Genomic DNA, 13401 nt, shown 5'->3' on the forward strand with positions numbered 1-13401 from the left:
TCCCATCGGAAATCACCCAAAAATACAGGAGAGCACAATGGACGGAAGCCACGTACCCCCCGGAACCGGCTGCCCAGTGATGCACGGCGGCAATACCGGTATGGATAACGCAGTGACCAAATGGTGGCCGGATGCGTTGAACCTCGACATTCTGCACCAGCACGACACGCGCACCAATCCTATGGATGCAGACTATGATCATCGCGAGGCGGTCAAGGCGCTGGACCATGAGGCCGTTAAGGCAGACGTTCACGCCCTGATGCGTGACAGCCAGGACTGGTGGCCTGCGGATTGGGGCCACTATGGTGGCTTGATGATCCGTCTGGCATGGCACGCCGCCGGGTCTTACAGGATGGGCGATGGCCGTGGCGGGGCAGGCTCTGGCAACATTCGTTTCGCGCCGCTGAACTCCTGGCCGGATAATGCCAGCCTCGACAAGGCGCGGCGTCTCTTGTGGCCCGCGAAGAAGAAATACGGCAACGCGCTCTCCTGGGCCGATCTGATCATCTTGTCCGGCAATATTGCCTATGAATCCATGGGGCTGAAAACCTTTGGTTTTGGTTTTGGCCGTCAGGACATCTGGGGTCCCGAGAAGGACGTCTACTGGGGGTCCGAGAACGAATGGCTTGCGCCGTCCGAGAAGCGGTACGGGGATCTGGAAACACCATCGACGATGGAGAACCCGCTGGCCGCCGTTCATATGGGGCTGATCTACGTCAATCCCGAGGGCGTCAACGGCAACCCCGATCCGGCTCGGACAGCGCTGCACGTGCGTGAAACCTTCGCACGGATGGCGATGAACGATGAGGAAACCGCAGCACTGACATGCGGCGGTCACACTGTTGGCAAGGCCCACGGCGGCGGTGCGCACGATCAGATCGGAGCGGAGCCGGAAGGCTGCCCGGTGCATGCGCAAGGCCTTGGCTGGTCGAACCCCGGCCATGACGGCAAAGCGACAAACGCATTCACATCCGGCATCGAGGGCGCTTGGACCAAAGAGCCGACGAAGTGGGACATGGGGTACTTCGACTACCTGTTTGACTACGAATGGGAGCTGACAAAATCCGCCGCCGGTGCCAATCAGTGGCAGCCCGTGAACATGCCGGAAAACGAAATGCCGGTTGATGCGACCGATCTTTCGAAGCATGTGAAGCCGATGATGACGGACGCCGACATGGCCATGAAGGTCGATCCGATCTACAACGAAATCTGCCAGCGTTTCCGTGCGGATCCTGACTATTTTGCCGATGCGTTCGGGCGGGCGTGGTTCAAACTGACCCACCGCGACATGGGCCCACGCGCTAACTATCTTGGCCCGGACGTCCCCGCGGAAGATCTGATCTGGCAGGACCCGATCCCGGCTGGGTCTACCTCTTATGACGTGGACGCGGTCAAAGCGAAAATCGCGGCAAGCGGCCTGTCTGCATCCGATATGATCGCAACCGCATGGGACAGCGCGCGCACGTTCCGTGGCTCGGACAAACGCGGTGGCGCAAACGGTGCACGTATCCGTCTGGCTCCGCAGAAAGACTGGGCGGGCAATGAGCCGGAGCGTCTGGCGACAGTGCTTGGCGCGCTGGAACCCATCGCGGCCAACAGCGGCGCGTCGATCGCGGATGTGATCGTGCTAGCGGGCAATGTCGGTTTGGAGCACTCGATCAAAGCTGCAGGTTTTGATGTGGCCGTGCCCTTCACCGCCGGGCGTGGCGATGCCACCGACGCACAGACAGACGCGGACAGCTTCTCGGTGCTTGAGCCCTTGGCGGACGGCTTCCGCAACTGGCAGAAAGAAGCCTATGCGGTGTCTCCGGAAGCCATGATGCTGGACCGGGCGCAACTCTTGGGCCTGACGGCTGCTGAAATGACCGTTTTGGTTGGCGGCATGCGTGTTCTTGGGGCAAACCATGGTGGTTCGTCGCATGGTGTGTTCACTGATCGGCCCGGCACGCTGAGCACCGACTTCTTTGTCAACCTGACGGATATGGCCCTGTCCTGGAGCCCTGCCGAGGATGGCACCTATACGTTGAATGATCGCGCAACGGGTGATGTGAAGTTCACAGCAACAAGCGCGGATCTGGTGTTCGGATCCAATTCGATCCTGCGCGGATATGCGGAAGTCTATGCACAAGATGACAATGCGGAAAAATTCGTACGTGATTTTGTGGCCGCCTGGACCAAAGTGATGATGAACGATCGCTTTGATCTGTTGAGCTAAACAGGATCGGGCACAGCACTTGGCGTGCTGTGCCCATCACACCTCCAAAAATCGGGGAAGCCCAACGTCCCGCCTGCGGTGGGCTCCCTTCCCTTTGTGTCTGCTACAGCCTTCGCGGGTGGACATATCGCAATCGCGCAGGACCCACCCCATCTTCACAGTTTGATGACACGATCAAGACCTATGCGGTCAATGAATGCACTGTCATGGCTAACGACAAGCAGCGCCCCGTCGTAGCCACGTAAGGCGGCTTCCAAGGTCTCCGTCGCCTCTATGTCGAGATGATTGCTTGGTTCATCCAGGAGAAGAAGTTGGGGCGGCTTATTGCGCCCTAATACGCATGCAAGGCCGGCCCGCAGCCGCTGGCCACCGCTGAGCGTTCCGACGATCTGGTTTGCCGCCCCTCCCCGGAACAGGAAGCGGGCAAGAACGGCGCGATGCTCGTTCTCACTGGCGTCGGGGTCCAGGCGCGCGAAATTGTCAAGGACGGTCTCGTTGGGGTCGAGTATGCCGATGTCCTGGTCAAGCAGTTCCGCCGAGACGTGAAGGGAAACCGATCCGTGCCACGGCTTCAACGCGCCCATGATGCAGGAAAGAAGTGTTGATTTGCCTGCGCCATTGGCACCTTCGACAAGCAGGCGCTCCGGGCCACGGACCCTCAGTGATACGCTTTTCAGAATGGGGTAGCGCGGGTCATAGCCGACTGACAAATCCACCACGTCCAAAACATGTCGGCGCGACACAAGCCCGCAGGTTGGCACATCGATGCGCAGCGGTTCCAGGGCCTCGACCTTTTCCCGCGCTTCTTCCATCGCTTTGGCCGCATCGGCCACACGGCTGTCTTGCATACGCGCCGTAGCGCCACCTGAGTTCTCGCTGCGTTCTTTGCGCGCGTCGAGAAGGATTTTTGGTTGTCCGCCAGATGCCCGCAGTTTCCGCCCCTGACGATCTGTCCGTGCCTTGCGCTCGGCAACCACTTGCGCTTGCTTCCTGCTCTCAGTCCAGACGCGTTCCGCATGGGCAAGCTCATGTTCCGCCGCCGCGAGTTCGATGTCCTTCTGTTCACGGTAAGCGTCATAGTTTCCGCCATAACGTTTAGCACCAAGGCCCGTCAGTTCGACGATCGTATCCATTTCGGCGAGCAGGCTGCGGTCATGGCTGGCGACGACCATACCACCTTGCCACGCCCGCAGCGCACCGATCACGTGCTGGCGGCCATCGCGGTCCAGGTGATTGGTCGGTTCGTCAAGCAGAAGCATGTCAGGATCACAGAAGAAAAGCGCCGCGAGGCTCGCACGTGTTCGCTGGCCGCCGGACAACTCGCTGACCGGCACATTGAGGTCGATGTGGTCGAGACCGACACCGGCCAAAGCACGCTTCAGGCGATCTTCCAGCGTCCAGTCGGCCGCCGCAAGATCATCCTCAGTTGCCTCGCCGTCGGCTGCACGTGTCAGGATCGCAAGCTGGGCGCCTACGCCGAACAGGTCTGCGATCCTGTCATCTGGGCGATGTTCCGGGTTCTGACGAAGAAGCCCGACGACGGCCGGCCGCGTGATCGATCCTGAAGCTGGTTCGGCCTCGCCCGCCATCAGGCGCAGCAGGGTCGTTTTTCCGATCCCATTACGCCCGACGAGACCCGTGCGTTCGGGGCCAAAAGTGGCATCAATATCGGAAAGGATCAGGTTACCGGCGGGAGTGGCCCAACTGAGGTTGGCCAAGACGATGGAAGACATGGGTACAGCTCGACATTAGAGAAACCTTGAGGGTTCAAGCGGCGAGCGTGTGATCCATTATTCCAATCCTTGGCCTGCTGGTCTCAAAGAAATAGTAATTTTCGACGAATGTCGCAACCATCTGGAACAAATGCAGCGAACCTTTGCGTGAGTACGGCAAGGGTCGACTTTTGTCCCATGGCTTTGCGGCCCACAGTACGGGCCTCTTTGACGCGCCAACATATGTCGATGTGCCGAAAATATGGAACCGTAGCTTATCGTATCGATCACAGATCGAAATCTTTGCTTGGGTGCTTTCAAAAAGGTCAAATGGCGGGCGGCAAGGCACCTTAATTCAATCTGTTGGGAGGTTGGGGGCTTTACAGCAATTGGATGTTTCAAAGATGCAGGGCATTGCAGCGCAACCCACTACGGAGCGACATCTACGCCCTCGAACAACAAGGCTTTCTTCAGTTTTGCGTCTCGGCGACACAGGGTGAAATCTTCTTCGGTGAGGCGTCCCTCGGGCGCACCCGCAATTTCAAAATGCCCAAATTCGTCATCTCCGCTGACCAGCGCCACTAGAGGCCGACCGCCTGACTGCTGCTTCATCGACGGCTTGATGTAGCGAATGGCGGCTCCGATACGTCGATCATCCGTGGCGTTGGGGCCGGAACTGTGAAACAAATGTCCATGATGCATGGAGGCCTGCCCGGGCTGCAGTTCGGCGGCGACGGCCTCATCCTCATTCACGTCCACTGCGATTTCCTGACCGCGCGACAACAGATTGTCATCGGCGAAGGTGTCCACATGCGGAACGATCTGTTCGTGGTGGCTGCCGGGCACAAATTTCATACACCCGCTTTCGACCGTCGCTGGTGACAAGGCAAACCACAGCGTTGTTTCTTCGGCGTCATCGAGCCCCCAATACGTCAGATCCTGATGCCAGGACACGATTTTGGGCGAGCGCGCCTCTTTGATGAACAGGGCGGCACTCCACACCATGAGATCAGGACCCAGTGCAGCAGAAGCTGCGGAAATCAGCGCGTCGTGACGGATCAGCCGGTCGAATGACGGCAGCACTCGATCTGGATAGCTGTAGAGCAGCGCCAGTTTTTCGGGATCACCCGCCAGTTCGGCTTCGGCCTTTTCCAAGTCGAGGCGCAAGGCATGTGCCGCGTCGGGGTCCACAATATCGATCGGGGCGATGAAGCCATCCCGCTCATAGGTTTCAGCCATGCTTTGAGCGTCGGTCGGCATCACGTGAGCCTGTGTCATTTTATCGATCCCTGTGTTGAGCCACTGTTTCCTGCCAGTTTCGCCAGATTGTATAAATCTGTAAAATGGGTTTTATTTGCATTCAGTCATCGATTTCATGGATACTTAAAATGCGCCTGAATGGGTTCGATCTGAACCAGATTATCTGCCTTGATGCGCTGCTGAGTGAGCGAAACGTCACCCGTGCCGCGGAGCGGGTATATCTCAGCCAGTCGGCTCTGAGTACGGTGTTGGCCCAGCTGCGCAAACACTTCGACGACCCTTTGCTGGTGCGCTCGGGTCGGTCGCTGGTCCTGACGCCCTTCGCCAAAACGCTGGTGGCGCCGCTGCGGGAGGTGCTGGGAAAGGCGCAGGTCTTTTCAGCGATGCGGCCCAACGCAACTACGGATGTCATCGATCGCGAGCTCAAGATCGTGGCGTCAGATTATTCCATGTCCAGTTTTCTGGCCGATGCGATCAGGGACAGCGCGGCCAACCAGCCCAAGCTGCGCTTTGATATCCTTCCGCTATCGGAACGTTCGGCCCAACTGCTCAGTGCCGGAGAAATTGACCTGATGTTCGCGGGTCAGGTGCTGGATGTCGGTGTGCCGCCAAATACATCCCTGTTCGAGGATCATTTTGTCTGTTTGGCGTGTAGCGAGACCTTTGCCGCAACAGAACAGATATCTCAGTCCGAGTATCTGGCACAAACCCATGTGGTCGTCCGTTATTTTGATCACCAACTGGCCTTTGAAGACGAAGATGCGTTGCGCAAGGCAGGCCTCAGGCGCGCGCGGCATATTTCAGTGTGGTCCCATTCCATGGTGCCGTCATTGGTTTGCGGAACATCGATGATCGCGACGGTTCCGTCGCGTATCGCCCATCAGATTGCCCAGCGTTGGCCCGTCAGGATATTCCCGTTCCCAGTAGAGAGTGAGCCCATTCGCGTTTTCGCTTACTGGCATCCCAGTCGCGACGAAGACATTGTGTTGAAACGGTTTGTTGCGTCGATATCAGAGCGCTGAGCCATCTTCGGAGGCGCCCGCGCCCAATTGCCGCGAGATGTCTTGTCCCGCCTGGATCAACAACCCGATGGACGCCTTGATGTCCGGGCTATTCGATCTGGTTAGCCGTTTCACAAACGGGATTGTCAGCGCCGCAATCGCCTCGCCCGAATAGTTGAAGATCGGTGTTGCGATATTGTGGACCCCGACGATCACCTGCGAGGGGCTGTCGCAATAATTCTGCGCGACGACCTGATCGACCAATGTCTCAAAGAAAGCGATCCTTTCGTCGGTTGCCTCAGGTGAGCGCGCGTAGATGTCCGCGCGACGCCTTTTGCTGGTTTGCGCCAACAAGACGGCGCCCGAGGCCGTATAGACAATGGGAATGCGCGCGCCGAGGCGAACAGAGGTATTGTTGTTACAGGGCGCGTCGGTCTGGGCGATCACGAGGATCTCTGCACCGTGAATAATGGCAAGATGTACGGACTGGTCCAGATCGCTGGCCAGCTTGTCCATCACATGTACCGCAACGGAGTTCAGCCGCTTGATCGGCGGGTGACGATGCGCCAACTCGAACATTTTTTGCGTCAGCGAAAACCGCTCTGTAACGGGGTCGTAGGCCACGTAGTTCCGGTCGGTCAGCACCGCCAGCATCCGAAAAATCTCGCTCAGAGATCGATCCAATGCATTTGCAACCTCGGTTTTCTTCATGCCAGTGCTGCGAGAGGCCAAAAGCTCCAGAATATCAAGGCCCTTGGACAGGGCAGGGGCGCTGTATTTTTCTGTCTTGGGGCCACTTTCCGATATGTTGGATGATGTGGGAATTGGTTCGCCTCCTGGGTCGTTTATCCTGGCGATGCCGCGCTCATGACAGCGCGCTTAGATGCGCCAGAGCCGTTTGGCGTTGCCCTGATAGAGGGCATCACGCTCTGAGTGTGACCAGTCATGTGTCAAGGCGTGCGTCACTGCAACCCATGTCTCCAACCCACCGCCCAAATCGCACACCGGGTTGTCGCTGCCCCAGATGATCCGTTCTGGGCCAAATGCGTTGACGGTATGATCAACCCAGGGCCTGATGTGATCCAGCGACCAGTTCTCTGCATCTGCATAGGCGATGACACCCGATATTTTGCCAACGACATTCGGGCGTTGCGCGATATCGGACAGGTGTTCGCGCCAGGGGGACATCTCCCCCTGTGCAATCGCGGGCACCCCGCAGTGATCAAGGATGAACTGAACGTCGGGGCAGTGATCGATCAGGTCGGCCATGAGCGGCAGCTGATGGGGCAGCGCGCACAGATCAAAGGTCAACCCCGTCCCAGACAAGCGTTTGATATTGTCGCGAAACAGGCTGTTTTGGCTGACCTCGTCCGGCACCACATGCAGGACACGACGAAACCCCAGAATCACCGATTTCTCGCGCGCCCAGTCGAGGAATTCAGGGAAATCGGCGGCTTCCGGACGGCAGCTCGAAATGGCACCCAACATCAGGCTGTCGGTCTCGCCCGCGAGCCCTTCGATCAGCTCCGATTCTGCTTTGATCAGGTCCGGCGCGACATCCACCTCCATATGCAGGCAGCCGCTGATCCCCAGCCGTTTCGCCCGACGGGTGTAATCGTCAAACCGGCTGGGTTTGTTCAACGCCTCAAACCCGTCAAGCCAGGGGTAAGACAGCTTTTCCGGGTAGATCAGATGGAGATGCGTATCAATGAACATAGTCGATTTCCGAAGGTTGCATCGTGAATTGACTCTCTGACTATTATATATGAAAGTCAAGTTCACATCCAAAACATCAACGCGGGTAAACCGCGCGGCCAGACGCGACAACAACGTTCCTTGGGAGGACATCATGAGACTATCGGTTCAAATGGCGCTGAAGGGCGCGACGGCCGGGGCGGCCTTGTTTGCGGCCCTGCCTGTATCAGCGGGCGAATTCGACGGCATCACGCTGCAGGCCAAGCTGATCGGCGGCCAGCAATACGAAGCACTTTATGCGCGCATCGCCGAATGGGAGGCCGACACTGGCGCCACCGTTGAGGTGATTTCGAAAAAGAACCACTTCGAACTGGATAAGGAATTCAAATCCGACCTTGCGGCGGGCACGCTAGGCTGGTGCGTTGGGTCGAACCACAGTTCCTTTGCCTCGCAATACCCAAGCCTTTACACAGATCTCACACCCTATCTGACGCCGGAGTTCATTGCGGAATATGTGCCCTCCAACGTAGCCGCATCAAAGATCGGCGATGCCCTGGTCATGCTGCCGCGCGCCCAATTTGACGTCTCGGCCCTGTATTATCTGAAATCGCTTTACGAAGACGAAGGCAACCAATCCGCGTTCAAAGCCGAATACGGCTACGATCTGGCCCCGCCCGACACTTGGGACCAGTACAAGGATCAAGCGATATTCTTCACGGATGCGCCCAACTTCTATGGCACCCAATATGCGGGCAAAGACGAAGCGATTGTCGGCCGCTTTTACGAAATGGTGATTGCCGAAGGCGGTCAGCTTTTCAACGATGACTGGTCGCCCGCTTTCAATTCCGATGCGGGCAAACGCGCGCTGAGCTGGTTTGTGGATCTCTACAAAGCCGGTGCGGTGCCTCCGGGCACAACCTCATATCTTTGGGATGATCTGGGGCAGGGCTTTGCCTCTGGCACAATCGCGCTGAACCTCGATTGGCCCGGCTGGGCGGGTTTCTTCAACGGGGAAGACAGCTCAAAAGCCGCTGGGGATGTGGGCGTCATCGTGCAGCCACAGGGCAGCGCAGGGATCCGCACCGGATGGTCCGGGCACCACGGGTTCTCGGTCACAGAATCCTGTGATCACAAGGACGCCGCCGCGTCACTGGTCGCCTTTCTGACCAATGAAGACAGCCAAAAGCTGGAATCCTCTGCCGGGCCGCTCCCAACCCGCACCGCCGTCTGGGATCACGTGGTCGAACAATCGAGCTCGGACCCCTATCGGTCGGAAGTTTTGGTGGCCTTTCAACAAGCAGCCACTCATGCGTTTCCCGCCCCGCAGACACCCTATTGGATCGAAGCGACCAACGTGATTTTTCCTGAACTTCAAGCCGCGATCTTGGGGGACAAAACCGTCGATGAGGCGCTCGAAACGGCGGCGGAGGCCGTTGACGAGATGATGCAAGAAAACGGGGTCTACTGACCACGTTCTCCCCGGGCAAGGGCGGCTTCGGCTGTCCTTGCCCACCTTTGGGCTGCAATGGAAAATCCATACTCTATGTCTCGTCTGAAATTGCCCCAGTGGTTTGTGTTGTTGCTGCCGGCGATCATCATTTTGTCCGCTGTGGTGCTGATCCCGTTGCTGCTGTCGCTTTACTCAAGCTTCACGCCTTACCGGCTGACGCGTCCGGAAACGCTCTACAAGTGGATCGGGACCTTCAACTATGAAAAAGCCATCACAAACGCCAACTTCTGGGCGGCCTTCGGGCGTACCGTTCTGCTTTTGACGATTGCCCTGAATGTCGAGATGCTACTTGGCCTCGGGCTTGCGCTTTTGGTCAACAGGGTCACCTGGGGCCAGCGCGGGTTGCGCACGCTGATGATGTTTCCAATGATGTTCTCGCCCGTGCTTGTGGGCTTCCAGTTCAAGTTCATCTTCAACGACAATGTCGGCCTGGTGAACAACGCGCTGCAATCGCTGGGCTTTTCGGATGTTGCGATCCCATGGCTTGTCGATGCAAATCTGGCGATGTTCTCGATCATCTTCGCCGAGGTCTGGACCTCCACCAGTGTCTTTGCCATCCTCATCCTTGCAGGTCTATTCGCCATTCCGCGTGACCCGCTGGAGGCCGCTAAGGTCGACGGGTGTACGCCCTGGCAGACTTTCCGCCACATCACGCTGCCCTATCTGATGCCCTTTATCTACATCGCACTCGCGATCCGCAGCCTCGACGTGGCGCGCGCCTATGACATCGTGCAGATCATGACCAATGGCGGCCCCGCGCGCCGCACTGAGCTGATCTGGACCATGATCGGACGCACAGGTTATGTCGATGCCAAGATGGGTTACGCCAACGCCATGGGGTACATCTCTATCTTCCTTGCGATCTTCTTCACCATCTATTTCTTCAAGAAGCTCAATGCCGCGCGCACAGAGCTTGGGATGGGCGGGTAAGCGATATGGATATCAACCTGCGCCACCGCATCCGGGCCCGCCTTTTGAAGGCGGCACAGATGGTCACCCTGTTCATCGCCATGTCGATCATCTGCATTCCAGGGCTTTGGGTCGTGCTCAACAGTTTCCGTCCCACGGTCGAGATCATGGCAAAGCCGCCGGTCTGGATCCCCAATGAGCTGAACCTCGATCACTACCGCGCCATGTTTGGCGGGGTCGGTCAGGGCGGGGTGCCCGTGCTGCAGTATTTCACCAACTCGCTGATCATCTCGATCACCTCGACCCTCATTGCGATCCTTGTCGGCATGGCGGGCGGCTATGCTTTCGCGCGCTATCGGTTCAAGGGCAAGGGCGCGATCTTTATTGGCCTTATGCTGACCCGCGCCGTGCCGGGTGTGGCCCTGTCCCTGCCGCTCTTTATCGTGATGGCCCGGACCGGGCTGATCGACACGCATATCGGGTTGATCATCGTCTATGTTGCTATGAACGTGCCCTTCACGATCTGGCTCATCGACGGTTTCTTTCGACAGGTTCCGCGTGAGCTGGCTGAGGCGGCAGAGATTGACGGCTGCACGCGCTGGCAGGCCTTCTGGAAGGTTGAATTTCCCGTGGCGCGTGCCGGTGTCGCATCGGCCGGTATCTTTGCCTTTCTGACGTCCTGGAACGAATATGCGCTGGCCAGCCAGCTGACGCGCTCGACATTCTCCAAGACCATGCCGGTGGGTCTGCGCGACTTCACGTCTGAATTCACAATCAACTGGGGCGGGATGTGCGCACTTGCCGTGCTTATGATCATCCCCGCGCTCATCCTGACATTCCTCGTACAAAAACACCTGATTGCCGGACTGACCTTCGGCGGGGTGAAAGGGTAGCTATGGCGCAAGTCCATCTGAAAAATGTGTCCAAGAGCTATGGGGCGCTGGAGGTGGTGCATGGCATCAACCTTGACATCGATCACAATGAATTTGTGGTGCTTGTCGGCCCCTCAGGCTGCGGCAAATCCACAACGCTGCGTATGATCGCCGGGCTGGAAAGCATCACGGGCGGCGATGTTCTGATTGGTGAAAATATCGTCAACGACCTGCCCCCACGCGACCGGAACATCTCCATGGTGTTTCAGAATTATGCGCTTTATCCGCATATGACCGTGGGCGAGAATCTTGGCTTTTCGCTGAAAATCGCAGGCAAGTCGCAAGATCAGATCGACGCAGCGGTGGCCGAAGCGGCTGCAATCCTCAGCCTTACCGAATATCTTGAGCGCAAGCCCGGCGCGCTGTCCGGCGGGCAGCGTCAGCGGGTCGCCATGGGACGCGCCATTGTGCGCCACCCGGACGTCTTCTTGTTCGACGAGCCGCTGTCCAATCTTGATGCCAAACTGCGCGCGCAGATGCGGGTGGAGATCAAGAAGCTGCACCAGAAGATCCAGACAACCATCGTCTATGTGACCCATGATCAGGTCGAAGCCATGACCCTGGCAGACCGGATCGTGATCATGCGGGATGGGCATATCGAACAGCAGGGAACCCCGCTTGAGGTCTTCGAAGCCCCTGCCAATACCTTTGTTGCGACCTTTATCGGATCGCCCCCGATGAACCTGCTGGACGGGATCGTTCAACAGGACGGAACGTTGCAGCTGGGAGGGGGCGTGACCCTGAACGTGCCCCAGCAATACACCGCAAAAACGCGCCCCGGACAAAAGGTGGTGCTGGGCTTTCGGGCCGACAACCTGATGCCGTGTGGACATTCCCTGCCGATGGAAGGCGAAAGCGCCGAGATCGAGATGACGGTCGTTCTGTCTGAGCCATTGGGCACCGAGACATTGCTTTTTGGCGCCCTTGCTGGCCAGGAGGTGCAGGCCAAAATGCTCAACCCGCGCCCGGTGAGCAATGGTGAACGCATGATGTTCAACCTGGATCTGACCCGCGTGCATCTTTTCGATGGCGAAAGTCAGAAGAGCCTGAGGTAGCCATGGCCCGTATCGTTTCAGCTGAAATTCTGATGGTTGACCTTGAACCCAAGGTCAAACGCACGGATGCGATTCAGTCTTTTGAAAGCCAGGAAACCCCGATCGTGCGGATTGTCGACAGCGACGGTGCGGAAGGTGTCGGTTACGCCTATACGATTGGGCAAGGCGGGCCCGCTGTCATGTCGTTGTTGCGTGATACGATGGTGCCCCGGCTCATTGGACGCGAAGCCGAGGACATCGGGCGCATCTGGCGGGATCTGTTGTTCGCTACCCATGCGACGGCGGTCGGCGCGATCACCTCGCTGGCCCTTGCGGCCATTGACACCGCCTTGTGGGATTTGCGTTGCCGAAAGGCCGGTTTGCCGCTGTTCCGCATGCTGGGCGGTGCGAAGGACAGCGTGCCGATGTACACCACCGAAGGCGGCTGGCTGCACATTTCGACCGAAGACCTCGTGGCGGATGCGCTGGCCGCACAGGCCAGGGGGTTTGCCGGCTCCAAGATCAAGATCGGTCGACCGCATTTGTCTGAGGACCGCGAAAGACTGAAAGCGGTGCGCGCGGCTGTGGGGCCGGGCTATGAGATCATGGTCGACGCCAATCAAAGTATGTCACGTGCCGAGGCCACGCGCCGCGCGCGCATGCTCGAAGAGTTCGACATTGCCTGGTTCGAAGAGCCGATGCCCGCCGACGATGTGATGGAACATGCGGGCCTCGCGGCCAGCACCTCTGTACCGATTGCGGTGGGCGAAAGCATGTATTCGCTCAGCCAATTCAAGGACTATCTGGTCACCGGCGGCGCCAGCATCGTGCAGGTCGATGTCGCCCGGATTGGTGGCATCACCCCCTGGATGAAAGTCGCGCATCTGGCCGAAGCGCATAACGTACCGGTCTGCCCGCATTTCCTGATGGAACTTCATCTGAGCCTTGTCTGCGCCATCCCGAATGCGCCATGGTTGGAATACATCCCGCAATTGGACGGTCTGACGCGCACACAGATGAAAGTCTCCGACGGGCGCGCTTACCCGTCGACCGCGCCCGGTTTGGGGATCGACTGGGACTGGGACGCGATCGATGCGGCTCGGATTGACGGTTTGACCGCAAAGTTTGGCTAG

The 13401-nt window shown here is 58.3% G+C and carries 11 protein-coding genes; 7 read left to right on the forward strand and 4 right to left on the reverse strand.

Annotation, left to right across the window (positions count from 1 at the left end; translation table 11 throughout):
• The first annotated feature begins 37 nt into the window (after positions 1-37).
• A complete protein-coding gene (gene katG / locus Q1A63_RS03595; protein ID WP_298969342.1) occupies positions 38-2215 on the forward strand; it encodes a catalase/peroxidase HPI in 2178 nt (725 codons plus the stop codon).
• Positions 2216-2370: 155 nt separating this feature from the next.
• On the opposite strand, the gene Q1A63_RS03600 is transcribed toward katG, so the two are convergent.
• Both Q1A63_RS03600 and Q1A63_RS03605 read right to left on the reverse strand, forming a co-directional pair.
• Positions 2371-3948: an ABC-F family ATP-binding cassette domain-containing protein gene (locus Q1A63_RS03600; protein WP_298969344.1), complete on the reverse strand. Its 1578-nt coding sequence runs from the start codon at positions 3946-3948 to the stop codon at positions 2371-2373.
• Positions 3949-4356: 408 nt separating this feature from the next.
• Complete coding sequence (locus Q1A63_RS03605; protein ID WP_298969346.1) at positions 4357-5205, reverse strand: phytanoyl-CoA dioxygenase family protein; 849 nt, start codon at positions 5203-5205, stop codon at positions 4357-4359.
• Between the two features lie 110 nt (positions 5206-5315).
• On the opposite strand from Q1A63_RS03605, the gene Q1A63_RS03610 reads away from it, so the two are divergent.
• Positions 5316-6209: a LysR family transcriptional regulator gene (locus Q1A63_RS03610; RefSeq protein ID WP_299630678.1), complete on the forward strand. Its 894-nt coding sequence runs from the start codon at positions 5316-5318 to the stop codon at positions 6207-6209.
• On the opposite strand, the gene Q1A63_RS03615 is transcribed toward Q1A63_RS03610, so the two are convergent.
• Both Q1A63_RS03615 and Q1A63_RS03620 read right to left on the reverse strand, forming a co-directional pair.
• Entirely contained in the window at positions 6198-7046 is an 849-nt protein-coding gene (locus Q1A63_RS03615) for an IclR family transcriptional regulator (RefSeq protein WP_366524281.1), read from the reverse strand. The genes Q1A63_RS03610 and Q1A63_RS03615 overlap by 12 nt on opposite strands.
• A 21-nt stretch (positions 7047-7067) precedes the next feature.
• Positions 7068-7904 carry an amidohydrolase gene (locus Q1A63_RS03620; RefSeq protein ID WP_298969348.1) on the reverse strand — a complete coding sequence of 279 codons (837 nt, stop codon included), beginning with the start codon at positions 7902-7904 and terminating at the stop codon, positions 7068-7070.
• Positions 7905-8037: 133 nt separating this feature from the next.
• Between Q1A63_RS03620 and Q1A63_RS03625 the strand changes: the two genes are divergently transcribed.
• The 5 genes from Q1A63_RS03625 to Q1A63_RS03645 all read left to right on the forward strand — a co-directional run bounded on the left by Q1A63_RS03625 (position 8038) and on the right by Q1A63_RS03645 (position 13401).
• Positions 8038-9351 carry a sugar ABC transporter substrate-binding protein gene (locus Q1A63_RS03625; RefSeq protein WP_298969350.1) on the forward strand — a complete coding sequence of 438 codons (1314 nt, stop codon included), beginning with the start codon at positions 8038-8040 and terminating at the stop codon, positions 9349-9351.
• A gap of 75 nt (positions 9352-9426) precedes the next feature.
• A complete protein-coding gene (locus Q1A63_RS03630; protein ID WP_299401983.1) occupies positions 9427-10323 on the forward strand; it encodes a sugar ABC transporter permease in 897 nt (298 codons plus the stop codon).
• A 5-nt stretch (positions 10324-10328) separates the two neighbouring features.
• On the forward strand, positions 10329-11195 hold the full coding sequence (locus Q1A63_RS03635) for a carbohydrate ABC transporter permease (protein WP_298969352.1): 867 nt from the start codon (positions 10329-10331) through the stop codon (positions 11193-11195).
• A gap of 2 nt (positions 11196-11197) precedes the next feature.
• A complete protein-coding gene (ugpC, locus tag Q1A63_RS03640; protein ID WP_298969353.1) occupies positions 11198-12289 on the forward strand; it encodes a sn-glycerol-3-phosphate ABC transporter ATP-binding protein UgpC in 1092 nt (363 codons plus the stop codon).
• A 2-nt stretch (positions 12290-12291) separates the two neighbouring features.
• Positions 12292-13401: a mandelate racemase/muconate lactonizing enzyme family protein gene (locus Q1A63_RS03645; RefSeq protein WP_299630682.1), complete on the forward strand. Its 1110-nt coding sequence runs from the start codon at positions 12292-12294 to the stop codon at positions 13399-13401.

The organism is uncultured Roseobacter sp. (assembly GCF_947499265.1).
Classification (GTDB): Bacteria; Pseudomonadota; Alphaproteobacteria; order Rhodobacterales; family Rhodobacteraceae; genus Roseobacter.